At 71.1% G+C, this 25,907-nt stretch carries 21 protein-coding genes; 5 read left to right on the top strand and 16 right to left on the bottom strand.

Going from position 1 to position 25,907, the window contains the following annotated elements:
- Positions 1–14 precede the first annotated feature (14 nt).
- The gene (locus tag AB0L95_RS22360) at positions 15–1,397 is read left to right on the top strand and encodes a S1 family peptidase (protein ID WP_365163790.1); all 1,383 of its coding nucleotides are present in this window, start codon (positions 15–17) and stop codon (positions 1,395–1,397) included.
- Positions 1,398–1,511: 114 nt separating this feature from the next.
- On the opposite strand, the gene AB0L95_RS22355 is transcribed toward AB0L95_RS22360, so the two are convergent.
- Positions 1,512–1,700, bottom strand: a complete 189-nt coding sequence (locus AB0L95_RS22355) for a hypothetical protein (RefSeq protein WP_365163789.1) — start codon at positions 1,698–1,700, stop codon at positions 1,512–1,514.
- 67 nt (positions 1,701–1,767) lie between these two features.
- Complete coding sequence (locus tag AB0L95_RS22350; protein ID WP_365163788.1) at positions 1,768–2,961, bottom strand: ROK family transcriptional regulator; 1,194 nt, start codon at positions 2,959–2,961, stop codon at positions 1,768–1,770.
- Positions 2,962–3,144: 183 nt separating this feature from the next.
- On the opposite strand from AB0L95_RS22350, the gene AB0L95_RS22345 reads away from it, so the two are divergent.
- A complete protein-coding gene (locus AB0L95_RS22345) occupies positions 3,145–4,347 on the top strand; it encodes a Gfo/Idh/MocA family oxidoreductase (protein WP_365163786.1) in 1,203 nt (400 codons plus the stop codon).
- A 24-nt stretch (positions 4,348–4,371) separates the two neighbouring features.
- On the opposite strand, the gene AB0L95_RS22340 is transcribed toward AB0L95_RS22345, so the two are convergent.
- From AB0L95_RS22340 to AB0L95_RS22300, 9 genes are all read right to left on the bottom strand, one after another.
- Positions 4,372–5,067 (bottom strand): L,D-transpeptidase family protein, encoded by a 696-nt coding sequence (locus AB0L95_RS22340; protein ID WP_365163785.1) that lies wholly within the window; start codon positions 5,065–5,067, stop codon positions 4,372–4,374.
- A 183-nt stretch (positions 5,068–5,250) separates the two neighbouring features.
- A complete protein-coding gene (locus AB0L95_RS22335) occupies positions 5,251–6,630 on the bottom strand; it encodes an ATP-binding protein (RefSeq protein ID WP_365163784.1) in 1,380 nt (459 codons plus the stop codon).
- A 4-nt stretch (positions 6,631–6,634) separates the two neighbouring features.
- Positions 6,635–7,312 carry a response regulator transcription factor gene (locus AB0L95_RS22330; protein ID WP_365163783.1) on the bottom strand — a complete coding sequence of 226 codons (678 nt, stop codon included), beginning with the start codon at positions 7,310–7,312 and terminating at the stop codon, positions 6,635–6,637.
- 109 nt (positions 7,313–7,421) lie between these two features.
- On the bottom strand, positions 7,422–8,786 hold the full coding sequence (locus AB0L95_RS22325) for a GH1 family beta-glucosidase (protein WP_365163782.1): 1,365 nt from the start codon (positions 8,784–8,786) through the stop codon (positions 7,422–7,424).
- Positions 8,787–8,815: 29 nt separating this feature from the next.
- Complete coding sequence (locus AB0L95_RS22320) at positions 8,816–9,655, bottom strand: carbohydrate ABC transporter permease (RefSeq protein ID WP_365163970.1); 840 nt, start codon at positions 9,653–9,655, stop codon at positions 8,816–8,818.
- Between the two features lie 7 nt (positions 9,656–9,662).
- The gene (locus tag AB0L95_RS22315; protein WP_365163781.1) at positions 9,663–10,658 is read right to left on the bottom strand and encodes a sugar ABC transporter permease; all 996 of its coding nucleotides are present in this window, start codon (positions 10,656–10,658) and stop codon (positions 9,663–9,665) included.
- A 14-nt stretch (positions 10,659–10,672) separates the two neighbouring features.
- Positions 10,673–11,989: a sugar ABC transporter substrate-binding protein gene (locus AB0L95_RS22310; RefSeq protein WP_365163779.1), complete on the bottom strand. Its 1,317-nt coding sequence runs from the start codon at positions 11,987–11,989 to the stop codon at positions 10,673–10,675.
- A gap of 205 nt (positions 11,990–12,194) precedes the next feature.
- Positions 12,195–13,328, bottom strand: a complete 1,134-nt coding sequence (locus AB0L95_RS22305; RefSeq protein ID WP_365163778.1) for a glycosyltransferase — start codon at positions 13,326–13,328, stop codon at positions 12,195–12,197.
- Positions 13,325–16,219, bottom strand: a complete 2,895-nt coding sequence (locus tag AB0L95_RS22300; protein WP_365163776.1) for a bifunctional glycosyltransferase family 2 protein/CDP-glycerol:glycerophosphate glycerophosphotransferase — start codon at positions 16,217–16,219, stop codon at positions 13,325–13,327. Before AB0L95_RS22300 ends, AB0L95_RS22305 begins: the two co-directional genes overlap by 4 nt.
- Positions 16,220–16,594: 375 nt before the next feature.
- Between AB0L95_RS22300 and AB0L95_RS22295 the strand changes: the two genes are divergently transcribed.
- Together AB0L95_RS22295 and AB0L95_RS22290 are read left to right on the top strand one after the other, a co-directional pair.
- Positions 16,595–17,266, top strand: a complete 672-nt coding sequence (locus AB0L95_RS22295) for a 1,4-alpha-glucan branching protein (RefSeq protein WP_365163775.1) — start codon at positions 16,595–16,597, stop codon at positions 17,264–17,266.
- Positions 17,267–17,497: 231 nt separating this feature from the next.
- Complete coding sequence (locus tag AB0L95_RS22290) at positions 17,498–19,507, top strand: glycosyltransferase family 39 protein (protein WP_365163772.1); 2,010 nt, start codon at positions 17,498–17,500, stop codon at positions 19,505–19,507.
- Positions 19,508–19,523: 16 nt separating this feature from the next.
- Here the strand turns inward: AB0L95_RS22290 and AB0L95_RS22285 are convergent, their stop codons facing one another.
- The 4 genes from AB0L95_RS22285 to AB0L95_RS22270 all read right to left on the bottom strand — a co-directional run bounded on the left by AB0L95_RS22285 (position 19,524) and on the right by AB0L95_RS22270 (position 24,226).
- Positions 19,524–20,315, bottom strand: a complete 792-nt coding sequence (locus tag AB0L95_RS22285; protein ID WP_365163770.1) for an SDR family NAD(P)-dependent oxidoreductase — start codon at positions 20,313–20,315, stop codon at positions 19,524–19,526.
- Positions 20,316–20,401: 86 nt separating this feature from the next.
- Positions 20,402–21,655 (bottom strand): hypothetical protein, encoded by a 1,254-nt coding sequence (locus AB0L95_RS22280; RefSeq protein ID WP_365163769.1) that lies wholly within the window; start codon positions 21,653–21,655, stop codon positions 20,402–20,404.
- A gap of 190 nt (positions 21,656–21,845) precedes the next feature.
- Entirely contained in the window at positions 21,846–22,505 is a 660-nt protein-coding gene (locus AB0L95_RS22275) for a DUF4232 domain-containing protein (RefSeq protein WP_365163969.1), read from the bottom strand.
- A gap of 317 nt (positions 22,506–22,822) precedes the next feature.
- The gene (locus tag AB0L95_RS22270; RefSeq protein ID WP_365163767.1) at positions 22,823–24,226 is read right to left on the bottom strand and encodes a serine/threonine-protein kinase; all 1,404 of its coding nucleotides are present in this window, start codon (positions 24,224–24,226) and stop codon (positions 22,823–22,825) included.
- 46 nt (positions 24,227–24,272) lie between these two features.
- Here AB0L95_RS22270 and AB0L95_RS22265 point away from each other — a divergent pair, with 46 nt between their 5' ends.
- Positions 24,273–24,824 (top strand): RNA polymerase sigma factor, encoded by a 552-nt coding sequence (locus tag AB0L95_RS22265; protein ID WP_365163766.1) that lies wholly within the window; start codon positions 24,273–24,275, stop codon positions 24,822–24,824.
- 58 nt (positions 24,825–24,882) lie between these two features.
- Here AB0L95_RS22265 and AB0L95_RS22260 read toward each other — a convergent pair whose 3' ends face one another.
- Positions 24,883–25,851, bottom strand: coding sequence for an aldo/keto reductase (locus tag AB0L95_RS22260; RefSeq protein WP_365163765.1), 969 nt, complete (start codon positions 25,849–25,851; stop codon positions 24,883–24,885).
- Between the last annotated feature and the right edge of the window lie 56 nt (positions 25,852–25,907).

The raw sequence follows: 25,907 nt of genomic DNA, 5'->3' as shown, positions 1-25,907 counted from the left end.
TTTCGGAGCCATGGATGAGGCATGCACGACGACGGATTGTCCGGCGGGGGGCACGTGTAGGGGCCCTCGGCGGGCTGCTCCTGGGAGGTCTGATGGTCACCCAGGCCCTGGCGAGCGAACCGTCCGGTGCGCAGGCTCCCGGCGGCACGGCCGCGAAGAGTGTCTCCCGGACGGGCACCACGCTCGTGTCCCGGCTCGGCACCTCGCGTACGGCGGGCAACTGGATCGCCGACGACGGCACCCCCGTCGTCGCCGTCACCGACAGCGCCGCGGCCGCCGAGGTGAAGGCGGCCGGCGCGCGGCCCAAGATGGTGAGTCACAGCATGGACCAGCTCAAGTCGGCCACGCACACGCTCAGTTCCGCCCCGAAGGTGACGGGCACGGCCTGGGTCGTGGACTACCGCACCAACCAGGTCATGGTGGAGGCCGACAGCAGCGTCTCCGCCTCCGACTGGTCGCGGATGAAGAAACTCGCAGGCGGCATCGGGGACTTCGTGCACATGCAGCGCACACAGGGGAAGTTCACCACCCGGGTGAACGGCGCCCAGCCCGTCTTCTCCACCAGCGGCCGCTGTTCGGCGGGCTACAACGTGACGAACGGGCAGACCGAGTTCATCCTCACGGCCGGCCACTGCGGACCCGGCGGCACGCTCTGGTTCTCGGACAACACGGGTCGCACGCAACTGGGCCGGACAGTGACCTCGGAGTTCCCCGGCAACGGCGACTTCTCGCTCATCCGGTACGAGAACGGCCAGCAGACCCCCGGCGACAACGTCGTGGCGATCGGCGGCGGGCGCGGGGTGCGCATCACGGCGGCCGGGGACCCGATCGTCGGGGAGAAGGTCTTCCGCAGCGGCAGCACCAGCGGTCTGCACGACGGCGAGGTCACCGCGCTGGGCGCGACGGTGAACTACCCGGAGGGTACGGTCACCGGCCTCATCCAGACCACGGTCTGCGCGGAACCGGGCGACAGCGGCGGCCCGCTGTTCTCCGAGGGCATCGCGCTCGGGGTGACGTCGGGCGGCAGCGGGGACTGCCAGGCGGGTGGTACGACGTTCTTCCAGCCGCTGACGAACGCGATGGCGACGCTCGGGGTCCAGCTGACCGGGCAGTCGGGCGCGTCCCCCGCGCCCGCGGCGTCCGCCTCGACCCCCCAGGGCGCGGCCATCGCGCCCGGTTCGCCGGCGCCCGGGTCCGCGGCACCCGGCGCGGTCCAGCAGATGGGGGCCACCGACAGCGCCGACGGTCTGCTCTCCCGACTGACCGACCCGCGCAACGTCGGGCCCGGTCTGCTGGTCATCGCGGGCAGTCTGGTCGCCCTGGTGGCCACCCGGTACATCCGTACGGAACAGGAGCGCAACGCCTATCGCCGGGCGTACTCCGGCACCTGGGGCTGAGGGCACCGGGGCCGGCCGGGCGGGTCGGGGGGAGAGGGGGTGGAGGTGGAGGTGCCGGGAAGGTCGCCGTCGGACGGCCGCCCCGGGACAACACGCCTGGGGTCGGCCGAGCGGTCACGCCGCTTTCGTGGACTGCGAGGAAGAAGCCGCCGCCCATTCCAGGACGAGCAGCTGATACACCTGCCGCTCCTCCATCGTCAGCGTCCCGCCGCTCCGGACCCACAGGGCCCGGATCTCCTCGTTGACCTCGTCGGCGGATCGTTCCGCTGCGGGTTGGGGAGTGGTGGACATGGCGTGAAGCATACGAGGCCTGACGTGAAGGCGCTGTGAGCAATCGGACGTCTTCCGTCATTCCGGACCGTGAAGCTGATCACTTCCCGTGACCCGCCTTGAGCTCCCCCCGCCAGCCCTCGACGGTTCCGAGCACCAGCACCTGGATCGCCAGGACCGCCGCCCCACGGGCCCAGTCGTGGAAGTCGGAGACCTTGGTCTCCAGGCCGACCGGGGCGGCCAGCGGATGGCGGTGGGCGCGGATGGTCTCCCAGGCCGTCGTCCCGGCGACGTCCATCAGGCCGACTCCCTCCCCCGCCAGCAGGATCTTCTGGGGCATGGCGAAGTTGGCGATCTGGGCGACCAGCGTGCCCAGGGCACGCGCCGCCTCCTCGACGACGCGGGAGCACATGGGCTCGCCCGCGACGGCGAGGCCGAGGATCTCCTCGTAGGTCAGATCGCGGCCGGTGGCGGCCCGGATCTGGTAGCGGATGCTGGGGATGGTCAGCAGCGAGGTCGCGCTGCCGCGTCCCCCCGTGGGGGTGAGCGGACCGTGGGGGTCGATGATCCAGTGGCTCCCGAACCCGCGGTCCTCCTCCGCGTACGGCACCCGCCTGCCGCCGAGGACCAGGCCGTAGCCGATGCCCGCACCGATGGTGAGGACGGCGAAACGGTCGAGACCACGGCCGGCTCCGAACCAGGTCTCGGCCTCGACGAGGGCCGCGACGTCGTTCTCGACGACCACCGGCAGCCCGGTGCGCCGCTCCACCAGGGAGGCGAGCGGGACGTCGCGCCACAGCAGGAAGGGGGACTCCCCGACCACCGCCCGGTCCCGGACCCGGCCGCCCACGCCGATCCCGATGCCTGCGAGCCCGGGGGCACCGGCGGCGAGCTCGGTGGCCATCTCGGCCAGGAGGTCCGCGACGTCCTCGGGGTCACGGCTGGTGAGCGGCCGGTCGAGCCGGGCCGTGACCTTGCTTCTGAGCGTGGTGACGACGCCGTAGACCCTCTCCTGGGTGATCTTGAAGCCGAGGAAGGCACGGGACTCGGCGACGATGTCGAGGGGCTGGGACGGGCGGCCCTGGCGCGTCTGCATCGTGCCGCCTCCGTCGGGGACCTCCACCAGCAGCCGGGACTCGATCAGCGGCTTGGTGAGCCGGGTGAGGCTGCCGGCCGACAGGTTCAGCCGGTGTGCGAGTTCCGTGCGCGAGAGAGGGCCGTGGACGAGCACCTCGATCGCCACGGCGCGCTCGCCGGGACTCAGCGGCAGCCAGCTGGCGGCATGTGTGGTCATGGGGTGCGGACTCCCACCGGTTTCTTTTCGTCATGGAACCAATAGGCCGACTCTAGGACGCGAGACCGCCCGAGAAGTAGAGGCCGTAGAAGTCTTGACGGGGGGATTGTTTCACAACAAAAGTAAGTCGCGGACTGATGCAGCCCCGCCGTCCAGGACCATCCCAGGGAAGGGCCCCGTTTCATGACGTTCTCGCTCGGCATCGTCGGCGCCGGACAGTTCTCCGGCCAGTTCGCCACCCTCTTCCAGGCCCACCCCGGCGTCGGCGACGTCTACGTCACCGACCTGCTGCCCGATCGGGCCGAGCGGCTCGCCACCGCCCAGGGGCTGGCCGGCACCTTCCCGTCGTACGAGGCCATGCTGGAGTCGAAGGACGTCGACGCGGTCGCGATCTTCACCCAGCGCTGGACGCACGGTCCCCTGGTGCTCCAGGGCCTGAACGCCGGCAAGCACGTGTACTCCGCGGTCCCCATGGCTATTACCGAGGAGGAGATCGCGGCCGTCATCGACGCGGTGAAGGCGACCGGGCTGACCTACATGATGGGGGAGACCAGCCAGTACAACCCGGCGACGGTGCACGCGCGCAACCGGATCGCCGAGGGTGCCTTCGGACGGCTCTTCTACGCCGAGGGCGACTACGTCCACGACATGGACCTGGGCTTCTACGACGCCTACCGGTACAGCGGCGGAGAGGCATGGAAGGCGACCGCCAGCTACCCCCCGCTGCTCTACCCGACCCACTCGGTGGGCGGTGTGCTCGGCGCCTGGGGCACCCATGCGGTGAGCGTGTCAGCGATCGGCGTGCGGGACGAGCGCGGGGACGGGGTCTTCGACAGGCGGATCAGCCAGTTCGACAACGACTTCTCCAACGCGACGGCGCTGTTCGAGGTGGCGGGCGGCGGCTCTTTCCGCACGAACGAGTTCCGCCGGGTCGGCTATCCCTCGCACATCCGGGAGTCGCGTTTCCGGTTCTTCGGCACCGAGGCGAGCATGGAGCAGCTCGCCACGGTGGCCCTGTGGCAGGACAAGAACGGGGTCGAGGACATCACGGAGCTGCTGGAGCCCAAGCCGACCATGGCGCCTGACGACCCGTCGCTCCAGCACATCGCGCCGGAGCTACGGGCCGCCTTCACCTCCGGTTCCGCCCCCGTGCACGACCGGTCCCGGCTGCCCCGGGCGTTCGACCGGCTGCACAACGGCCATGAAGGAAGCCACCACTTCCTGGTCGACGACTTCGTGACCGCGGTCACCACCCGTAGCCTGCCGTCCGTGAACGCCTGGGTGGCGGCCCGCTACACCCTGCCCGGGATCGTCGCGCACGCGTCGGCCCTGAGGGACGGTGTCCGACTGGAGATACCCGACTTCGGCGACGCGCCCGAGGTGTGAGGATCCCGCCGCCGGCCGGGTGCCTCAGGTGCCCGGTTTGCGGCCGTACACGAACACGTCGTCGCCGTTCTTCAGCAGTGACCAGTACTTCTTTGCATCGGTCGAGGTCATGTTGACGCAGCCGTGCGATCCCGGCGGGTTCCACATGCTCAGGCCCACCGAGTGGAAGGCCTGCCCGCCGTCGAAGAACTGGCTGTAGGGCATCGGCACGTGGTACACGCTCGACACGTGGTCGATGTCGCGCCAGTAGATCTTCTTCAGACCGGTGCGGGTCTCGTAGCCGTCGCGGCCCGTGCGGACCGCCACCGGGCCGTAGACGAGACGGTTGCCGTCCTGGATCCAGCTGAGCTGGAGCGTGAGGTTGACGCAGGCGATGCGACCCTTGTTGACGGGGCACTTCCCGTCCTTGTTGGGCTTGTTGCCCACCGCCTTCTGCTTGTTCATGAGGTCCATCACACCCCAGGTGACGGGACCCGCGTAGCCGATGGCGGGGGTGATGCCGTGCTTGTTCTGGAAGGCCCGGATCGCCGTGCAGTCGGCGGACGACTGCCTGCCGTCGACCGGGCGTCCGAGGAACTTCTCGACCTGCTTCTGATACGGCCCGGTCTGTGTGGTGCAGCTCGCCGCCTGCGCGGGCGCCGTGCCGAGCGCGAGCGCGAGCGGCGCCACCAGTCCGGTGATGCCGAGCGCCACGGCTCCCCGTCTGCCTATGTCCCTCATGACCGGCCTCCCCTTTCGCGTGTTCTGCGGCCTCTGCCAACTAGACCGGCGCGCGGGGGTGCCGGTTGTAGGGACGGCCACTCTGTGACGAAACGGTGAACTTGCCCGGTCGGTCCTCGGCGGTCCTTGCCGCACGCCGACCGTCCATGGTAGGTGATCGCCGCAGCTCGGCCGTCTGACGGGTCACAGGTCGGTGGCGGGTACCCGCACCACGATGCGGGCGCCGGGGGCGTTGTCCTCGATGTCGACGCGGCCGTGGTGGGCGGCGACGATGTCGTGCACGATCGCCAGGCCGAGCCCGCTGCCCCCGGTGCCCCGGGCGCGGGCCCCGTCCAGGCGCGTGAAGCGGTCGAAGACGCGGCCGCGGTCGGCCACCGGGATGCCCGGTCCGTCGTCCGCGACGACCAGGCAGGCGATACCGTCATGGACGCGCAGGCTGACGTCGATCCGGTCGACGGCGTACCGGATGGAGTTGTCCAGCAGATTGCGCACGACGCGCGCGAGGGCGTCCCCGTCGCCGTAGACACGGGCGGCGCTGACCGCGTGCCGATCGATCAGCAGGTGGGTGTGCAGCCGGGCGTGGCAGACCTCCCGGAAGACGATCTCGTCCAGGTCGACAGGGCGTTTGCGCAGCTGGGGCCGGGCGTCGAGGCGGGCCAGCCGCAGCAGGTCGTCGACGAGCCGGGACAGCCGCTCGCTCTCCTCGATCAGAGCGGGGCCTCGGGTCTCCCAGGCCGCCGAGCCGGGGTGCCGCACGGCGACCTCCAGCTGGGTGTGCAGGCTGCTGAGGGGGCTGCGCAGCTCGTGCGCGGCGTCCGCGACGAACTGCCGCTGGTGCCGGGTGGCGACGTCGAGCCGGGCCAGCAGGTCGTTGAGGGTGCGGGCCAGCCGGCCGAGGGCGTCGTCGGCCGGCGGTACGTCCAGGCGGCGGCCGAGGTCGACGGCGGTGATCTCGGCGGTCTGGCCGCGCAGGGCGTCCACGGGCCGCAGCGCCCGGCCGGTCAGCAGCCAGACGACGCCGGTGAGCAGGGCGACGGCCGGCGGTATGCCGATGGCCAGCCCGGCGGTGAGGGCGGCCAGGTTGCGGTCCACGGGGGCGGTCGGGACGGCGACGTACACGGTCAGCGGATCGCTGTCGGTCCCGGCGGGCAGGGCCACCGCGCGCCAGGTCTCGGCCCCGGTCAGCGGCAGGTCGTGCACGGTGTGGATGTGGTTGGGCGTCTCGGAGGCGATGGGGACGAAGTGGAACAGCGGGGGGTGGCCCGCCAGATTCGCCGAGCTGGACCGTACGCCGCCCGCCGCGTCGACGATCTGGATGGCGGTGTCACCGTTGCCCGACAGCGGCAGCGTGCGGGGCAGGCCGCCGTCCTCCTGGTTCGCGGCGATGACCTGGGCCTGCTGGAAGGCGGTCTGATCGAGTCCGCTGATGAGGCTGGTGCGCAGCCAGACGACCAGCAGGGATGCCGCGCCGACGAGGGCCACCGCGATCATCAATGCCGCCGCGGCGGTCAGCTTCAGGCGCAGGGAACGGCGGGCCCACCACTCGGGGACGGGGACGCGCACGGGTTCATCTCCCGGTGCCGTGCAGCCGGTAGCCCGCCCCGCGGACGGTCTCGATCGTCCGGCGGCCGAACGGAGCGTCTATCTTGCGGCGCAGATAGCCCACATAGACCTCGACGACATTGGTGTCGCCGTCGAAGTTCACCTCCCACACATGGTCGAGGATGTCGGTCTTGCTGACCACCTCGTCGGGGTGGCGCAGCAGGAATTCCAGCAGGGTGAACTCTCGTGCCGTCAGCGCGATCTCCCGGCCCGCACGATGACAGCGGCGCCGCGCCGGGTCCAGGGCCAGGTCGCCGGCCGCGAGCACCGCGGGCCGGGCGGGGGCGCCGCGGCGCAGCAACGCCCGCAGATGGGCGACCAGCACCACGTAGGAGAACGGCTTGCTCAGATAGTCGTCCGCGCCGAGGTCGAGAGCGTCGGCCTCGTCGTACTCGCCGTCCTTCGCGGTGAGGATGAGCACGGGGGTCCACACACGGGCCGCGCGCAGCCGCTTGAGGACCTCGTACCCGGACAGGCCGGGCAGCATCAGGTCCAGCACGATCGCGTCGTACGGCTCGTGCACGGCCCGCCAGAGCCCGTCCACGCCGTCGTACACGGCATCGGCGACGAAGCCCTCCTCGGCGAGCCCGTGGGCAATCGCCTCGGCGAGTCCTCGTTCGTCCTCGATCACCAGCACTCGCATCGCCGACCTCGTCTCCACCCTACGGAGGGATGGCCGGGGTTGCGCGTCGAGCGGCCGGACCTGCGGTGGGCGCGGGCTCCCGCACCCGCGCTCACCGCAGGAGACCGGCTCAGGCCGCTCTGCGGGCCCGCCCCCGATGGGTGCGCACGATCTCGGCGTACCGGTGTCCGCTGCCCTTGATGGTGCGGACCTGGCTGCGGTAGTCCACGTGGACGAGGCCGAAGCGCTTGTCGTAGCCGTAGGCCCACTCGAAGTTGTCGAGCAGCGACCAGGCGAAGTAGCCGGCGAGAGGGGCACCCTTGCGGGCCGCCGAGGCGCAGGCGGCGAGGTGCCGCTCCAGGTAGTCCTGGCGCTCGGGGTCGTCCACGGTGCCGTCGGGGCGTACCACGTCAGGGAAGGCAGAGCCGTTCTCGGTGACGTACAGCCGGCGGGCGCCGTAGTCGTGGGTGAGTCTCAGCAGCAGGGTCTCGATGCCGCTCGCGTCGATCTCCCAGTCCATGCCGGTGCGCGGAACGCCCAGGCGGCGTACGGCGCGGGCGCGGGGGGCGGGGCCGGCCGGGTCGTCGACGACGGTCGCGGGGAAGTAGTAGTTCAGGCCGAGCCAGTCGAGCGGCGCGGCGATCGTCTCCAAGTCCCCCGGATGTTCGGGGAGTTCGACGCCGTAGACCTCGCGCATGTCGGCCGGGAAGCCTCGGCCGTGGACCGGGTCCAGCCACCAGCGGTTGACATGGCCGTCGTGGCGGCGGGCCGCAGCCTCGTCCTCGGGGCGGTCGCTCGCGGCGAAGACGGTCGAGAGGTTGTTGACGATGCCGATCTGGGCCCGCGGGGCCGCGGCGCGGATCGCCCGGACGGCGAGGCCGTGGCCGAGGAGCAGATGGTAGGAGGCGCGGACCGCGGCGGTCAGGTCGGTGGCCCCGGGGGCCATCCTTCCCTCGAGATGGCCGATCCAGGCCGAGCAGGAGGGTTCGTTGAGTGTGGCCCAGTGGGTGACGCGGTCGCCGAGGCGTTCGGCGACGGCGGACGCGTACGCGGCGAAGTGCTCGGCCGTGTCCCGTTCGGGCCAGCCGCCGCGGTCCTGGAGCACCTGCGGAAGGTCCCAGTGGTAGAGGGTGACCGACGGGGTGATGCCCGCCTCCAGCAGGCCGTCGACCAGCGCGTCGTAGAACGCGAGGCCCTTGGCGTTCACCGGCCCGTCGCCGCCCGGCATCACCCGGGGCCAGGCGATGGACAGCCGATAGGCGTTGGTGCCCAGCTGCTTCATCAGCCCGATGTCCTCGCGCCAGCGGTGGTAGTGGTCGCAGGCGACGTCGCCGTGGTCGTTGTTGTCGATCTTTCCGGGGGTGTGGGAGAAGGTGTCCCAGATCGACGGCGAGCGGCCGTCCTCGTCGACGGCTCCCTCGATCTGGTACGCCGCTGTGGCCGTACCCCACAGGAAGTCCTGCGGGAGCGCGGCGAGGTCGATACGTTCGGACACAGAAGTCCTCTCAGGAATAGGGGGGTTGGTCACTTCACGGCTCCGGCGGTGAGCCCGGTGACGAGATAGCGCTGCAGCAGCAGGAAGCCCGCGACGACGGGAACGCTGACGACCAGTGAGGCGGCCATGATCTGGTTCCAGTACACGTCGTAGAGCGTGGAGTAGCCCTGGAGCCCGACGGCGAGGGTGCGGGTGGTGTCGTTGGTCATCACGGAGGCGAAGAGCACCTCGCCCCACGCGGTCATGAAGGCGTAGACGGCGACCGCGACGATGCCGGGTACGGCCGCGGGCACCACGATCCTCAGCAGCGCGCCGAGCGGTCCGCAGCCGTCCACGAGCGCCGCCTCGTCGAGATCCCGCGGCACCGAGTCGAAGTACCCGATGAGCATCCAGATCGAGAACGGCAGCGAGAACGTGAGGTAGGTGAGGATCAGCCCGCCGCGGGACCCGAACAGGGCGATGCCGGTGGCGTTGCCGATGTTGACGTAGAGCAGGAACAGCGGGAGCAGGAAGAGGATGCCGGGGAACATCTGCGTGGACAGCACGGTGATCGTGAACACCCGCTTGCCGCGGAAGTCGTAGCGGCTCACCGCGTAGGCCGCGAAGATCGCGATCACGACCGAGCAGACCGTCGCCGCGCTCGACACGATGAGCGAGTTCACGAAGTAGCGCGCGAGCGGGACCGTCGACCAGATGTCGATGTAGGGACGGATCGTCAGGCCGCTGGGCAGCCAGCGGAACTGTCCCGAGACGTCCGCGAGCGGCTTCAGGGAGCTGGAGACCATGACATAGACCGGCACCAGTACGAAGCTGGTGAGCAGGGTCAGGAAGACGCGGCGGGACCACAGGAAGGAGCGGGGCGGGGCCATCGGGGACCTAGACATCGGCGGACCTCCGTCCACGCGAGGTGACCGCGAGATACGCACCCGTCACGACCAGCAGGAAGAGCAGCAGCAGGACGGACATCGCGGAGCCGGTGCCGAAGTTCCAGGTGACGAACGACGCCTGGTAGATGTGGACCGAGATGAGGTCCGCGGCCTGCGGGGCCGCCCTGCCGAACAGCACGTACGGCGTGTTGAAGTCGTTGAACGTCCACAGGAACAGCACCAGGATCAGCACCTGGTTGACGGGCCGCAGCGAGGGCAGGGTGATCCGGCGGATCTGCTGCCACATGCCGGCGCCGTCGAGCGCGGCGGCCTCGTACAGTTCGCGGGGAATGTTCTGCAGTCCGGCCATGACGATGAGGAAGGCGAACGGCCAGCCCTTCCATACGGACACGGTGAGCAGGGCGATGAAGCTGTTGTCGCCGATCAGCCAGAAGGAGGGCTTGTCGGTGAGGTGCAGTTGGTCGTGCAGTACGTGGTTCACCAGGCCGTTGTCGTGCTGGAACATGAACACCCAGGTGATGACGGCCGCGTAGACGGGCAGCGCGTACGGGACCAGGAACAGCGCGCGCAGCAGGCCCCGGCCGCGGAAGGTGTCCTGCATGAAGACGGCGGCCGCCGTGCCGATGAGCCAGCACAGCCCGACCGACAGCAGGGTGAAGCCGACGGTGACGAGGAAGGAGTGGAGCAGCGCGTCCCCGACGGGGGCGTCGAAGTCCACCGAGACGCGGTAGTTGCCGAGACCGGTCCAGGGGGCGGTGCCCCAGTCGCGGATGTAGAACTGGGTGAGCTCCTTGAAGCTCATCACGATGCCGATCACCATCGGCACCAGATGGACGAGGAGTTCGAGGAGCAGGGCGGGCAGGAGCAGCAGATACGGCAGTCCGATGCGCCGGATCCGCCCGGTGCGGCGCGGGCCGCGCGCCGCACGGGGGGAGTTCTCGGGCACGGTTCGTCCGTCGGCCGCTGCGGGAACAGTGGACGTCATGACGGTGTCCGTGCTCACTTCGTCGGCATCTGCTGCTGGGCCTTCTGCAGCTTCGCCTTCACCGACTCGGTGGTGACGGCGCGTCCGGCCGCGGCGTCGGCGAACAGCTCCTTGACGGCGGCGCCGACCGTGGTCTCGAACTGGGACTCGTCCGCGACCTGCGGCAGCGCGGCGGCGCTCTCGGCGAGGGTGTCCTTCAGGACGACGTTCGCCGGGGCGGTGAAGGCGGGGTCGGACTGGGCGGCGCTGACCGGCGGGATGGAGCTGTACTCCTTGTTGAGGATCTTCTGCTCGTCGTCGCTGGTCATGAACTTCACGAACTTCATGGCGCCGTCGATGTTGTGCGTGTTCTTGAAGACGGCCAGGTTGATGCCGGCGACCATGGAGTCGACCTGGGCGCCGGCCCCCGGGGTGCCGGACTGCACGGGCACCGGTGCGATGCCGTACTGATCCTCGCTCATGCCCTGCGACTTCAGGTTGGCGGCCGCGGACTGCCACAGCAGCATCGCCGTCTTGCCCTTGGCGAAGTCGCTCACGGACTGGTTCTGCGCATACTCGGCGTTGCCGGCGGGGATGACCTTGTCCTTGGCCATCAGGTCGACGTACTGCTTGACCGCGGCGACGACACCGTCGTTCGTGAAGTCGGCCTTGCCGTCGGGGGTGAAGAAGTCCGCGCCGTGCTGCTTGCCGAAGACGAAGACGTGGTGGATGTTCTCCGAGACGTTGGAGCCCTCCGCGCCGAGGACCTGCTTGCCCTTCTGCTGGATCTTCTTGCCGTCGGCGACCAGCTCGTCCCAGGTGGCGGGCGGCTGGGAGATACCCGCGTCGGCGAAGATCTTCTTGTTGTAGTAGAGCGCGTAGGCCATCGAGTAGAGCGGCACGGCGGCCGGGTCCTTGCCCTGGACGCCGGTGGAGCCGAGCGCGGAGTCGACGAAGCGGGCCTTGCCTCCGATCTTGTCGAAGTTCTTGGCGTCCCACGGCACCAGCGCACCGGTGGCCTGCAGGGAGGCGCTCCAGGTGTTGCCTATGTTCAGCACGTCGGGGCCCTGGCCGGAGGTGGTCGCGGTGAGGATCCGGTTCAGCAGGTCCGACCAGGGGACGACCTCCAGCTTCACCTTGATGCCCGTCTGCTTCTCGAACTTGTCGAGTTCCGGCTGGAGGACCTTCTTGTCGACCTCGATGCTGGCGCCCTGGTTCGACGCCCAGTACGTGAGCGTCTTCGGCGAGTCGTCGGACCCGCCGTTCGTCGACGAACCGCCTCCGCAGGCCGAGGCGGCAAGGGCGAGTGACATGGTGACGGCGCCTACGGCCGCGGCTCGGATGCTGCGCATGGCTCCTGGTGTCCCTTTCCGGGAGTCGAGAACGCCGGGAGGGCTCCGGAAGCCTCTCCGTTCAGCTCCGGAAGATCCTCATGGCTTAATTTAGGACGTGAGTTAAACCCCAAGAGGGAGATGCGTCAAGGGTTTTGACACCATCGCGGAACACCGGCCGCAACTCTTGGACATGCGCCCCGAAACTGTGCCGGGGCGCCGTCCCTCACCGCTCCAGGAAGTCGAAGAGCTGCTCCCAGCGGCGGACGATGACCTCCGGGGCGAAGCGCCGCACGTTCTGCCGTGCCCGCTCCCCCATCGCGTCGCGCAGATTCTCGTCGGCCATCAGCCGTACCAGGTGACGGGCGAGTTCGGAGGTGTTGCCGTGCCGGGCCAGCAGGCCGTCCTCGCCGTCCCGGATGATCTCGCGCACTCCCGGGGAGCAGTCGAACGCGGCACACGGCACACCGCAGGCCATCGCCTCCAGCAGGACCAGCGGAAAGCCCTCGCCCCGGGACGACTGCACCAGTACGGACGACCGTCCCAGCGCCCCGGTCACGTCGTCGGTCTGTCCCGCCCACTCCACCGAGTCGTCCAGGCCGAGTTCCGCGCACTGCCGCCGCAGTTCCGGCTCGTGGTCGCCCGCGCCGTGGATACGCAGGATCCAGCCGGGCTGCCGGGGCGCCGCCTCGGCCCACACGTCGAGCAGCAGATCGACGCCCTTGGCGTGGCTGAGCCGCCCGATGCTGACCACCGCCTTCTCCGTGCGCGGCGAGGGGGCGGCCGGCATCACCGGCACCGGGTTGGGCAGGAAGCCGACGTTGTTGAGGCCCTGCCCCACCCAGCGGTCGGCGTCCTCCTGAGTGAGGACCAGCAGCCGGTCCACGTCCTGGTAGTACCGCCGTACGCGCGCGAAGCGCGAGGAGCGCCGGGACGCCTCGAAGGACTCATGGCTCATGCCGATGACCGGATGCCCGGCGGTGTCCGCGAGCGCCACCCACTCCATCGCCCACACCTGAGTCACGATGATCACGGCACCGGGCCCCGCGGCGCGGAACACGCCCGACAGACGCTCGGCGGCGGCCCGTCTGGCCGCCCCGCCCGCCCGGGCCGCCGGGGCGATGCGGCCGAGCGGGACGTGCGGCTCGCGGTGGGCCGGCGGCCGGCGGTCGTAGAGGGTCAGCGTCTCGAACGGCGGACGCGTGCCGAGGTCCATCGGCACCTCGGGCGGGGCGATACCGATGATCCGGACGCGATGGCCGCGCTCCGCGAACAGCCGGGCCATCTGGGTCTGCCAACGGCTCACGCCGCCGAGCTCGTTGACCTCGTTGGCGACGAAGAAGATCTCACGCTGTGTCATCGGGCCTCTCCCGTGGGTCCGAAGAAACGGTCCACGATGCGAGCCGCCGCGTCCCCGCGGTCGTACTCGCCGTACTTGTCCACGAACTCCTTCAGCCGCGCCTCGTACTGGGTGCCCACGGCCGGCAGGTCGTCGAGCGCGGCGAGGAGTTCGTCCTCCGTGCGGGCGACCGGCCCCGGGGCCTCCTCCAGCAGGTCGAGATAGGTGCCGCGCATGTCCCGGGAGTACTCCTCCCAGTCGTAGGCGTAGAAGACGAGCGGCCGGCGCAGCAGGGCGTAGTCGAACATCACGGAGGAGTAGTCGGTGATGAGGGCGTCGGCCAGCAGCAGGAGCGGGGTGATGTCCGCCTCGTCCGTCACGTCGATCACGCGGTCCGCCACCGACGGGGGCAGCGCGACCCGGTTCAGATAGTGGGAACGGACCAGGAGCGTGTACCGGTCCCCGAAGCGGTCGGCGAAGCGCTCCACGTCGAAGGGGATGTCGAAGTCCTGTACACCGCCGCCGGGACGGGCCCGGAACGTGGGCGTGTACAGCAGCACGCGGTGCTCCGGGCGGATGCCGAGGCGTTCGGCGAGCCGGCGGGCGGCGGGGTCGGGCGTCCGGGGGTCGCGGGCGGCCCGTACCAGGACGTCGTTGCGCGGATATCCGGTGCGCAGCAGCTTCGCCTCGGGGATGCGGTAGGCGCGGGCAAGGGTGCGCACATCGTGCTCGCTGCGGACCACGAAGTGGTCGAAGCGGTCCAGCGCTTCCTGGTAGGCACGCTGTTCCTGCTCGGACATCACCCGGTGGTTGGGCTCGTCGAACCCCATCTTCTTCAGGGCCGAGCCGTGCCATGTCTGGATGTAGGTGGTCTCCGGGCGTTTGGCCAGCCGGAGGGGGAAGCCCTGGTTGTCGATCCAGAACTCGGCCTGGGCCAACGCCCTGAGATAGCGCCAGGACCACCGGCGGACGAGCTCGGCGTCCTCGGGGAAGCCCACGGGCCGCTCCCCCGCGTAGGACCAGATCGCGGTGACGGGCAGCCGGCGGCGGCGCAGTTCTTCGTAGAGGGCCCGGGGGCTGTCGCTGTACTGCTTGCCGAGATGGCTCTCGAAGACGACGGTGCCCCGGCGGACCGGGAGCAGTCGCAGCATGCGGTGGTAGATCTGGACCTTGCGCGTGCCGGAGGCGAGGTCCCGTCTGACGGCGCGGAGCGTGCGGTAGGCGCCCTTGAGGGTCCGGGCGGCGGAACCGTGCAGATTGCGGTCCACCAGGGCGCGGCCGCGCCGGGCCGCCGCGCCGTGCTGGACGAGCCGGAAGGCGAGATGTCCCTTGGCGGAGACCTGTGGTTCGAGCCGGTCTGCCATGAGGCGGGAGAGGCGGGGCCGTACGGGGACGGGGGCGACGCCCTCCAGATCGACGCTCCCGGCGGTGATCCGGCTGGTGGTGCGTCTGCCGTCGGCCCGCAGATGCAGCCGGACGTCCCAGACCTCGTCGATGACGCCCAGCGGCCGGAAGCGGCCGGACAGGGGGACGGAGGCCTGCCAGACGAGGGTGTCGCCCTCGTGACGGATCGTCCGCACCGGGAAGCGGAACGTCTGCAGGCTGCGGCGGCGGGCGCGGAACTCCAACTCGGCGGTGAGACGGGCATCCGCGGGGACGGTGTGGAGCGGGTTGACCACCGCGCCTTCGAGGAGCACCAGGTCGCCCTGGACGGCGTACCGGGTCAGCAGATTGCGCAGGAACATCTGCTCCAGCGGCCGGCCGTGGTGGCCGAGGCCCGTGACGTCCATGATCTCGCGGGCCCCGGGGTCGTCCAGGTAGCGGTCGCACCAGTAGACGCGGCCGTCGCGCTCGGCGAGCGGCGCGGAGATCTTGCCGCGGTTGATCAGGGTGTCGACGGCCGGCATCAGATTGTCCCAGTCCTCCCGCGTCAGCAGGTAGGCGCAGATGGCGTGGACGGGGTCCAGGCGGGCGTACGCCGCCTCGGGGAAGTCCCGGAGGTAGCCGCGGGCCAGTTCCGCGAAGCGGTGCCGGTAGTCGTCGTCGAGGAAGGGGAGGTCGCGCAGATAGAGAACGAGGTCGTGCTTGAGGAACTTGATGTCCTTGTGCAGCTTCAACTCGTCGAGGCCGCGCCGGTACAGCATGGCGTCGATACGGCGGTGGATCTCCAGCCGGTCGGTGAAGTTGTTGATCTCGTGGCGCCGGTTGCTGATCGACTTGGCCGTGGACTTCTGCGCCACGCTCCAGTGGTAGACCGTGTGGGGGATCAGGGTGATCCGCCCGGCCGCGAGGTAGGCCTGTGCCGTGAACAGCAGGTCCTCGTAGTGGATGCCCTGGGGGAACGCGAGTCCGTTCTCGACGAGGAAGTCCCGCCGGTAGCACTTGTTGGTCGACAGGGTGTCGAAGACGAAGAGGTCGGGCAGTTCGGCGATGGACTCGACGGTGCGCGTGGACCGGTAGAGCCAGGGGTACCAGGGCACCCGCTTTCCGTGCCTGCTGTCGGTGTACACCCGGACGCAGAGTCCCGAGACCAGATCGGCGCCGGTGCGCTCGGCCGCCTCCAGCAGATTGCGGCAGGCGTTTCGTTCGAGGGTGTCGTCGCTGTCCAGGAACATCACATAGCGGCCGCGGGCCTCGGCCAGGCCCCGGTTGCGGGGTTCTCCGCAGCCGCCGCTGTTCTCCGGCAGCCGCAGTGCCCGCACCCGGCCGGGGTGGGCGGCGGCGAGTGACCGCGCCACCTCGCAGGACTCGTCGGTGGAGCAGTCGTCGGCGATGATCACTTCCACGTTGCGCAGCGTCTGGCCGAGTACGGAGCGTACGGCGGTCTTCAGGCGCGGGGCGTCGTTGAAGACGATGACGACGACGCTGATGTCCGGGTCCGCCCCGCCTGACTCGGGTGTATCGATCGACACGGCCACCTCTCGTCTCGGATTGCGGCTCTCCGGGCGGCCGACCTGTCACCGCCGCGGCTCGGCGGCGTCCGCGGAGACGTCCGGCGGACAGGGTGGGCCCGGGTCCGGCACTGGGTCCGTGCCCCTGCGAGCGGCAGGGGCGCGGCGCGCGACTGATGGCGGCGGGGGCCGGTGCCCCTGCGCCCTCCCCACGCTACGTGACGGCCCGCCAGGAGACGCGTGACCGCCGTCCGCCGGGCGTGTGGCGGAGGCGGCACAGGGTGCCGGGGCCGGTGCGGATGACGAACGCTCACCCGTTCGGGGGGTTTGCCGGGTGAGCGGGCGTACGGCGGCCGGGGCGGGAACCACCCGCCGGGCAGCAGGCGTTCACCAGGCATGTCGATCATTCACCACACCACCATGGCCCCCACCAAGCTGGAACTCCTGACGCCCTGGCTGCCCGCCCAGCCCTGGTACCGCGGCTCCGGCGGCGAGCCGGTGCTGTCACGGACCGGCGGGTTCCGGCTGGACGACCCCCGGGGCGAGGTCGGGATCGAGTTCATGGTGACCACCGACGAGTCCGGCGACCGGCCCGTGGCCTACCACATACCGCTCAGTTACCGGGCCGCGCCCCTGGAGGGAGCCGACGAGGGGCTCATCGGGACGTCCGAGCACGGCGTGCTGGGGAAGCGGTGGATCTACGACGGGACGCATGACCCGGTGGTGGTGGCCGAGTTGCTGGCGCTGCTCCAGGGCCGTGCCGTACCTCAGGCGCAGAGCGTCAGCGACACCCCCGACCCGTCCGTCACCGTCCGGTTCGACGGCGCCGCCCTCGCCACCGGGGTCGTCTCGACGACCGTGACGACCGGGCCCGATGACACCCGGGTGACCGTGGACACCACCGGGTCCCCCTTCGCCCGGCGCCTGACCATCCGGGTTACGCGCGTCCTGGAACCGGGCGGCGGCGGCCCGGCCGGCGCGGCGGGGCATGTCACGGCGGGCTGGCGCTCCCCGGACGGCGGCGAGCCCCGCGCCGTGTTCGCGGCACTGTCGGACACCGGGTCCTGAGCCGGGCGGTCGGGCAGCGGGGTGTGGCCTCCGCGCGGAGGGCACGGCCCGCCCCGCGTGTCGTCCGGGTAGGACGCTGGTGAGTGGGTTCTTACCGAGGTCCTGTGGAGGTCGGGCAACGCGACGCGCGTGCGACTCCCTCTTCGTGGTCGTCGGTCCGGTCGTATGCGGTACGGGACCGGACCGACGCGACGGTGAAGAGTTCCGCGGGAGTCCTGGAAGGGCCCATCCATGCTCAGCCCCCATTCCGAGCCGACCACTGTGTCCGGCCCCGAGCCCACCGCCCCGGGCACGGCGGCCACGACCGCCGGCACCCGACCCGACGACGGGGCGCGGCCTTTCCGATGGACGTCGGGAACACCCCGGCCACGGTACGAGGTTCCGGTCCTGTTGTCCCTCCTGGCGCTCGCGGCCGTGCTCGACACCTGGGGCATCGACCGCAGCGTCTATCACGTGTTCTACGCCAGCGCCGTGCGCAGCATGACCGACAGCCCGACCGCCTTCTTCTTCGGCTCTTTCGACCCGGGCAACTCGATCACCCTCGACAAGCTGCCCGGCTTTCTGTGGCCCCAGGCCCTGTCGGCGATGGTCTTCGGCTTCCACCCCTGGGCGCTGGTCCTCCCCCAAGCGGTCGAGGGCGTGGCCTGTGTGCTGCTGCTCCATGTGCTGGTGCGCCGCTGGGCCGGTGTGCCGGCGGGATTGCTGGCCGCGGGGTTCCTGACGCTCACGCCGGTGACGGTGGGGCTCGGCCGGTCGATAGTGGAGGACGCCCCGTTCGTCCTGCTGTTGCTGCTGGCCGCCGAGGCCACCTGGCGGGCCGTGGAGCGGGCTCGGCTGCGCACCCTGCTGCTCGCCGGGGTCTGGGTGGGGGTGGCGTTCCAGTGCAAGATGCTGGAGGCCTGGGCGGTGGTGCCCGCCCTCGCCGTCACCTATCTGGTGGCCGCGCCCACGACCTGGCGGCGCCGGGCCGGACATATGGCCCTGGCCGGCGTCGTGACGTTGGCCGTGTCGGTGTCCTGGATGGTCGTCGCGACGGTGGTGCCCGCGCAGTCCCGCCCCTACATAGACGGGACGACGGACAACTCCGCCTACAGCATGGTCGTGGGCTACAACTTCCTGAGCAGGTTCGATGCGGTCGGTGTCGACGCGGCCGGTACGGGCAGCATCGACACCGGCCAGGCCGCGCACCAGGCGAGCGGTTCGGGCCCCGGCCTGGGCGACAGCGTGCTGAAGATGTTCAGCCCGGGACTGGCGACGCAGACGGGGTGGCTGTACCCGCTGGCCGCGCTCGGCCTCGCCTGGGGGCTCGCGGTGGCGTGGCGTCGCCGCCCGGGCCGCACCGACCGGACGCTCACCGGCTATGTGCTGTGGGGAGTGTGGCTGGCCACCTTCTTCGCCGCGTTCAGCTTCGGCAGCGTCACCGGTCACACGTACTACATGGGCGTCGTCGCCGTGGCCCTGTCGGCGCTGAGCGGCGCCGGGCTGGTCCGGGCCTGGCGGGCCTGGCGGAGCGGCGGGCGCCGCGCGTGGGTGCTGCCGACGGTGATCGCCGTGAATGTCGTGTGGTGTGTGGCCCTGACGCTGTGCTACCGGCACTTCCTCAGCTGGCAGGGCCCGGCCGCCGTCGTCCTGGGCGTGGTGTCCCTGGTGCTGCTCGGTCGGCGCAGGGCGCGCCTCGCTCACCGGCCGCGGATCGCCGTGGCGGGACTCGCCGCCGGGCTCGCCGCGGTCCTGCTGATACCGACCGTGTGGTCGGCCTCGGCACTGTCCCCGCGCTACAACCAGCCGGGCGGCATGGCCCGGGTCGGCCCCGCCAGCCGCCCCGGCGGCGGCGGTCCCTCCCGGCTGACGCCGGCCCGTGAGCGGTTCCTGGCCTACCTCGAAGCCCACCGGGGCGGGGCGAAGTACCTTGCGGCGGTGCCCGCCTGGAGCGACGCCTCGGCCTACATACTCGCGGCGAACGTGCCCATGCTGCCGATGGGCGGGTTCACCGGGCAGGTGCCCCACCCCACGCCGCAGGCGCTGCAGCGGCTGATCGGCTCGGGCGAACTGCGCTACGTCGCCCTGCGTCACCCGCACAAGAAGGGCCGGCACCCCGCGCCGCTCGCCCCCGACGCCGCCGCCGTCGCGCACTGGGTCACGACGCACTGCGCGAAGGTTCCGTCGTCGGCATACGGCGCGGGCGGCCATCTGCCGGTGCTCTACCGCTGCGACGCCCGGCCGTCACCGCGCCGGGAGTGACCGCTTGCGGCGTGGCTCACCGGCGCTGCCGTACCGCCTGGCGGAATCCCGTGTTCACGGCGAGCAGACCGCCGTCGACACACAGCGTCGTGCCTGTGATCCACGCCGCGTCGCGGGAGGCCAGGAAAGCGACGGCCGCCGCGATGTCCTCCGGTTCGCCGACCCGGCCCAGCGGGTACAGCTCGCTCGCCACGGCCAGGTCGGCCTCGCGGTCCTGCCACGCGCTGGTCCGGACCGTGCCCGGGGCGACCAGATTGACGCGGACCCCGCGGGGGGCCGCGTGGCCGGCGAGGGTACGGGTGAGGGACATCAGGCCGGCCTTCGCGGCGCTGTAGGCGTGGTTGCCGAAGTCCTGGATGCCGTTGACGGAACCGATGTTGACGATGGCGCCGCGGCCTGAGGCCACGAGGTGCGGGAGCGCCGCGCGGCTGCAGCGGTACGCCCCCGTCAGGGTGAGGTCGAGGTCGCGGGCCCACACCTCGTCCGGCTCGTCCTCGAAGAGCGGGGCGTCGGGAGTGCAGCCGTAGGCGTTGTTGACCAGGACGTCCAGTGCCCCGAAGGCCTCCACGGCGCGGGCGACGGCCGCCTCCACACCGGCGCGGTCGGCGACGTCGCAGCGGAACGCCTCCGCCCGCGCGCCCACGTCCCGTAGCGCCGCCGCGGTCCTGTCGGCCTCCTCCGCGTCCACGTCGGTGACCAGGACGCGGGCGCCCTCCTGGGCGAGCCGGCGGGCCGTCGCGCCGCCGATGCCACGCGCCGCGCCCGTGATGAGAACTCCGTACCCCTCGAACCGCCTTGTGTGATCCATGCCACGGACGCTACAGCGACCGTCGCCGGGTGCCGACGGTCGGTTCCACGGTCCGCCGACCCGGCGTCGACGGCCAAAACCTCCGGTCAGTTCCCGGTGGGCGCCGTGGACGCCGGTGTGCCGAGGAACTCCTCCCAGCCGCCGAGCGGTGACTGTCCGGGGGCCAGGGTGCGCATCTTCCTGATGACCGCCGGGTCCTGGACCTCCAGCCACTCCACCAGTTGCCGGAAGGACACCATGCGCACGTCGTCGTACGCGGCGATCCGCCCGATCGCCTCCTCCACGGCGTCCATGTAGATGCCGCCGTTCCAGCGCTCGAAGTGGTTGCCGATGAAGAAGGGGGCGCGGTTGCTCTCGTAGGCGCGCTGGAAACCGGCCAGGTAGGTGTCGCGGGCCTGGGCGCGCCAGGCGTCGTACTGGGACTTGTCGCCCAGAGGGTTGCCGGCGGACTGGTTGAACATCATGTTGTAGTCCATCGACAGCACCTGGAAGGAGTGTCCGGAGAACGGGATGGACTGGAGGGGGAAGTCCCAGATCCGGCCGCCCTGCACTTTGCCGGGCCACATCTGCAGTCCGCCGGGCGAGCTGGCGTCGTACTTCCAGCCGAGTGCGGCGGCGGTGGGCAGCAGGGCCGCCTGGCCCTCCAGGCAGGGGGTGCGGCCGCCTATCAGTTCCTTGCCGTAGTCGAAGGGCAGCGGGTCGAGGTCGGTGAAACCGGTGTTGGTCTTCCACTCGGTGACAAAGCGGACAGCCTGGTCGATCTCGCTCTTCCACTCGGCGGACGACCAGTTGCGCACCCCGTCGGCGCCGCAGAAGTGGCCGTTGAAGTGGGTGCCTATCTCATGGCCCTCCAGCCAGGCGGCGCGCACCTGCTGGAGGGTGGCGTGGATGTGCCGGTCGGCGAGGTAGCCGATCGCGGAGGCACCGACCGCGTGCTGCGGCGGATGGTAGAGGTTCTTCTTGGACTCGGGCAGCGCGTAGATGCCGCTGAGGAAGAAGGTCATCGACGCCTTGTGGTCGGCCGCGATCTTGCGGAAGCGGGAGAACAACTGGTTGCTGAGTTCGCCCGCGCCGTCCCAGGAGAACACCACGAACTGCGGCGGCCGCTGGCCGGGCTTCAGCCGCTCGGCCTTGGGCTGGTGGGGCTGGGCGCCGGTGTCGGCGGTGGAGCCGTCGCCGATGAGCTTCAGGGGCCGGGCCTGTGCCGTGCCTGAGGGGTGCGAGGGGCTCTCACCGCCCGAGTCCGGGCTGCCCAGACCGCCCGAGCAGGCGGACAGCGCGCCCAGGGCGCCCACCGTCGCGCCCGCGGTGAGCACACGCCTGCGTGAGATGCCGTTCATGATCGTCCCCGGTTCCTCGTCACGGCCCCGTGCGGAGCCTCCGTTGATGTCGGTCGAACGGGTTCGATGGGCGAGGACGGCGGAAAGATCGGGGCGCCCGGCACGTGTTGCCGCTCTGTGACAAACGCGACGGTTCCATGAACAACCCCGCTGTCCGACGAGCGGACAGCGGGGTGGAGGGGGGCAGGGGTCAGGCGCCGGTGCCCGTCTGGAAGACCGACAGGTGCGCGGTGGAGGAGTTGTCGGACACGGGGACCGCGCCGCCCGGCCACGCCACCTTCAGGGAGTCCCGCTCGTCGGGCGGGGTGATCAGGATCGCCGCGGGCGTGGCCGTCTTGGCCCCACTCACCTCGGGGTTGGAGAACGTCAGGCCCGCCCAGGCACTCCGGCCCGGCGCGAGCGTGATCTTGGCGGGGCTTCCGGCGTTGCGCTTGGGGTCGGGACCCAGCTGCTTGCCGGAGGCGTCTACGAAAGCGGCGCCCGGGTAGCCGTCGATCGTGCAGGTCCGCCCGGAGCTGTTGGTCAGCACGAGCGGGAAGTTCTCCTGCCCGGCCCCGGGGTTGTTGGCACCGACGGACGCGCGCAGTTCGGAGGTGTGGCAGCGGCTGCTGGTGGTGCCGCCCCCGGTGGAGCCCGCCGAGGTCTTGGAACCGGAGTCGCTCGATCCGGAGGAGGCGGCCGTGGTGCCGCCGCTCGTGTCCTTCGACGCGCCGTCATCGCTCGTCCGGTCGCCGGTGGCCGGCTGGGCCGTCCCGGGCAGCTTCTGGGGGGCACTGCCGGTCGTGCCGTGCTGGCCGCCGCAGGCGGTGAGCAGGCTCAGCGCGGCGACCGCGCCCAGCGCCGACACCATGCGTCGTGCTGTCAGGAAGGGGGCCGTGCCATCGTGGTCCGGGCCCGTCGTGCCGCGCCGGAAGGTCAACATGATCGATGCTCCTCGAAACTCACCGCCTGGGAGGGCGTGTGCGGACGGTGCCGTGTGCTCCGTCCTTTCTGTCCGATGCGTGCTCGGGGGGAAAAGTTCGGGCGTTCCGGCTGAGTGCGCCGCCAGGGGACGGCCGGCATGCGCTGTGTTGTGTGGGGGCTGACATGCGCTGTGTGTGTGGGGGGCGGCTGACACGGGCTGTGCTGTGTTGTGTGGCGTGGCCGGCTGCCGGGCCGCGCGGGCGGTCAGCCGGTGACCCGCACCGAGTCTAGGATCCGGTCGGTGCGGTCGCTGCCGCCGTCCTGGCGCACCTGGACATATACCTGGGTCCCGCCGGTGCCGTCGGCCGGGGCGAGGGCCGCCTCCGTGACGGAGCCCTTGCCGCCGTCGCAGTCGTCCCAGGTGCGTATGGGGCCCTGCCAGGCCGTGCCGCGGTAGTCACGGCTGCCCTCGTAGTGACAGCCGGAGTGGGTGAGGGCGCGCACCTTGGCGGCGAGGTCCCCGTGCTCGCTCAGGCCGATGAACGCGCCGTTGACATGGCTGCCGAGGTCCGGCCATTCGGAGAGGTCGTCGGCGACGCCGAGAGCGGGCTCGTGCCCGTTCGGCAGGCCCAGCGTCTTCGGATCCCAGCCGGCGTCGCGCAGCTGGTGGCCCCAGGCCGCGGGCACGGCGGCCTGGATCCGTCCTGAGGCGTCCTTGACCGTCACGTCCGCCGCCGCGGTCCGGTCGAGCAGCATGGTGGTGGCGAGCGCGGTGCCGCCGGCGACGGCGACCGCGGCCAGCGCGAGCAGCAGGGTCCCCCGACGGCGGCGGGGACCTGCGGGTGCCGGGGCCGAGGGCGCCGGGCTGAGCGGTGCTACGTCGTCGGCGAGCCGGTCGAGGACGTCGGCGAAGGCGTCCGCGGTCGGCCAGCGCCGCTCCCGGTCGGGTTCCATGGCCCGCAGCAGGGCCCGCCGGGCCTCGGGCGGCAGATCGGGGCGGAGCCGGTCCGGGGGCTGCACCCGGCCGGGCGGCGCCGGGACCGTGCCGGTGACGAGGTGGTAGCCGAGGGCGCCGAGGCTGTAGACGTCGGCGCGGGCGTCGATGCCCATGCCCGGTTCGGTCTGCTCGGGCGGTGCGTACCCGGCGGAGCCCGCGGCCATGGTCAGTCCGGAGGCCTGCGCCAGGCTCTTGGCCAGGCCGAGATCCGCGAGTAGCAACCGGGCCGAGCCGTCGGGCGCGGTGCGCAGCAGGACGTTGGACGGCTTGATGTCCCGGTGCACTATCCCGGCGCCGTGCAGGGCCGCGGCGGCCCGGGCGGAGGAGGCGGTCAGCCGCAGGGCCTCGGCGACCGGGAGCGGACCGTCGGTGAGGCGGTCGGCGAGGGTGCCGCCGTCGGCGTACTCCATGACGAAGTAGGGCCTGCCGTCGGGCAGCTCGCCGATGTCGTAGACCTGGACGACCCGGCTGGAACCGGCCCGGCGCAGCAGGCGTGCTTCAGAGAGGAAGCGCTCCCGGATGTCCAGCCGGTGGGCCCAGTTGTCGGCGAGCACCTTGACCGCGACAAGCGCCTCGAGGTCGTCGTCGTGGGCGAGCCAGACAGTGCCGAAGGCGCCGCCGCCCAGGCGGCGTTCCAGGCGGTAGCGGTCGATCCGCTCCAGGGAGTGCATGGGACTATCATGCCTGGTCGTACACCGACTTCGAGGGGAGCTCCCAGTGGGGGATGCCGCGGATTCCGAGGAGCTCGCTCGGCGCGCGGCCGCAGGTGACGGAGTGGCCCTGAACAGGCTGCTCCAGCTCATCGGGCCGGACGTCCTGCGGCGCTGCGGGCGGTTCCTGCCGTGCCGGGAGGACGCCGAGGAAGCGGCGCAGGACGTGCTGCTCCAGGTGGCGCGGAAGATCACCACGTTCCAGGGCCGCAGTCGCTTCAGCACGTGGCTGTACACGGTGGTCGCCAACTGCGCGCGGCAGAAGTACCGGGAACTGAAGCGGCGGGCCGCCGAGCAGCCCGCGGCCATCGACGCGACTGAGTACGTCGATCCTCGGACCACCAGCGTGATCGCCGGGTCCCGCATCGATCTGCTGGAGGCCCTGGAGCGGCTGGAGCGCGAACATCCGCATCTGGTGGCGCCACTGGTCTACCGGGACATCTGCCAGCTGGAGTACGCGGAGGTCGCCGAACGTGTCGGGGTGCCGCTGGGCACGCTGAAATCCCGTCTGCACGAGGCACGCAGGCAGGTCAGGCCCTGGCTGGCCGGCAGCATGTGAGAACCCCGGGGGCGGCACGGGAGATCCCGTACCGCCGCCTGTCTTTCGCCGCGCCCGGTCAGTGGCCGCTGATGGGGTGCGGCCGGTACGGCTCCTGGAGCGCCTCGGTCTCCTTGTCGGTGAGGTGGACGTCGAGGGCCGCCACCGCGTCGTCGACGTGGTGCGGCTTGGTGACGCCGACGATGGGCGCGGCGACGGTGTTCTGGTGGAGCAGCCAGGCGAGGGCGACACGGGCGCGCGGGATGCCCCGCTCGGCGGCCACCGTGGCCACCGCGTCGACGATGGCCCGGTCGCCCTCCTGGTAGAGCCGCTTGCCGAACTCGTCGGTGCGGCTGCGCTCGCTGGTCTCGTCCCAGTCGCGGGTCAGACGGCCACGGGCCAGCGGGCTCCAGGGCAGGACCCCGACGCCCTGGTCCGCGCACAGCGGCAGCATCTCGCGCTCCTCCTCGCGGTAGAGGAGGTTGTAGTGGTTCTGCATCGACACGAAGCGTGTCCAGCCGCCCAGCCGCGCCGTGTACTGGGCCTTGGAGAACTGCCAGGCGTACATCGAGCTGGCTCCGATGTACCGGGCCTTGCCCGCCTTGACCACATCGTGCAGGGCCTCCATCGTCTCCTCGACGGGGGTCGTGGGGTCCCAGCGGTGGATCTGGTAGAGGTCTACGTAGTCGGTGCCGAGACGGCGGAGGCTGTGATCGATCTCCGTCATGATGGCCTTGCGGGACAGTCCGCCGCCGTTGGGCCCGGACCGCATCCGGCCGTGCACCTTGGTCGCCAGCACGATCTCGTCGCGGCGGGCGTACTCGGCGAGCGCGCGGCCGACGATCTCCTCGCTGGTGCCGTCCGAGTAGACGTTCGCGGTGTCGAAGAAGTTGATGCCGGCGTCGAGCGCCCGGCGGATCAGGGGGCGGGATGCCTCCTCGTCGAGGCTCCATGTGTGGGTGCCGCGGTCGGGGAGGCCGAAACTCATACAGCCCAGGCAGATCCGGGACACGTCAAGACCGGTCGAACCGAGCTTCACGTACTCCATGCCACTCCTGCTTTCCCTCGGGGTGGGGCCGGGCGTCGCGGAGCGCCGGACACGAC

This window comes from Streptomyces sp. NPDC052036, from assembly GCF_040680495.1.
Classification (GTDB): Bacteria; Actinomycetota; Actinomycetes; order Streptomycetales; family Streptomycetaceae; genus Streptomyces.
This window is presented reverse-complemented; position numbering and strand designations above follow the sequence as displayed.

Excerpts from the sequence above, each read along its gene's own strand:
- AB0L95_RS22350 (WP_365163788.1), bottom strand. The coding sequence starts at position 2,961 with ATGACCACACATGCCGCCAGCTGGCTGCCGCTGAGTCCCGGCGAGCGC.
- AB0L95_RS22280 (WP_365163769.1), bottom strand. The coding sequence starts at position 21,655 with ATGAACGGCATCTCACGCAGGCGTGTGCTCACCGCGGGCGCGACGGTG.
- AB0L95_RS22315 (WP_365163781.1), bottom strand. The coding sequence starts at position 10,658 with ATGACGTCCACTGTTCCCGCAGCGGCCGACGGACGAACCGTGCCCGAG.
- AB0L95_RS22295 (WP_365163775.1), top strand. The coding sequence starts at position 16,595 with ATGTCGATCATTCACCACACCACCATGGCCCCCACCAAGCTGGAACTC.
- AB0L95_RS22360 (WP_365163790.1), top strand. The coding sequence starts at position 15 with ATGAGGCATGCACGACGACGGATTGTCCGGCGGGGGGCACGTGTAGGG.
- AB0L95_RS22260 (WP_365163765.1), bottom strand. The coding sequence starts at position 25,851 with ATGGAGTACGTGAAGCTCGGTTCGACCGGTCTTGACGTGTCCCGGATC.
- AB0L95_RS22290 (WP_365163772.1), top strand. The coding sequence starts at position 17,498 with ATGCTCAGCCCCCATTCCGAGCCGACCACTGTGTCCGGCCCCGAGCCC.
- AB0L95_RS22305 (WP_365163778.1), bottom strand. The coding sequence starts at position 13,328 with ATGACACAGCGTGAGATCTTCTTCGTCGCCAACGAGGTCAACGAGCTC.
- AB0L95_RS22345 (WP_365163786.1), top strand. The coding sequence starts at position 3,145 with ATGACGTTCTCGCTCGGCATCGTCGGCGCCGGACAGTTCTCCGGCCAG.
- AB0L95_RS22285 (WP_365163770.1), bottom strand. The coding sequence starts at position 20,315 with ATGGATCACACAAGGCGGTTCGAGGGGTACGGAGTTCTCATCACGGGC.
- AB0L95_RS22270 (WP_365163767.1), bottom strand. The coding sequence starts at position 24,226 with ATGCACTCCCTGGAGCGGATCGACCGCTACCGCCTGGAACGCCGCCTG.
- AB0L95_RS22310 (WP_365163779.1), bottom strand. The coding sequence starts at position 11,989 with ATGCGCAGCATCCGAGCCGCGGCCGTAGGCGCCGTCACCATGTCACTC.
- AB0L95_RS22330 (WP_365163783.1), bottom strand. The coding sequence starts at position 7,312 with ATGCGAGTGCTGGTGATCGAGGACGAACGAGGACTCGCCGAGGCGATT.
- AB0L95_RS22340 (WP_365163785.1), bottom strand. The coding sequence starts at position 5,067 with ATGAGGGACATAGGCAGACGGGGAGCCGTGGCGCTCGGCATCACCGGA.
- AB0L95_RS22355 (WP_365163789.1), bottom strand. The coding sequence starts at position 1,700 with ATGCTTCACGCCATGTCCACCACTCCCCAACCCGCAGCGGAACGATCC.
- AB0L95_RS22275 (WP_365163969.1), bottom strand. The coding sequence starts at position 22,505 with ATGGTGTCGGCGCTGGGCGCGGTCGCCGCGCTGAGCCTGCTCACCGCC.
- AB0L95_RS22320 (WP_365163970.1), bottom strand. The coding sequence starts at position 9,655 with ATGGCCCCGCCCCGCTCCTTCCTGTGGTCCCGCCGCGTCTTCCTGACC.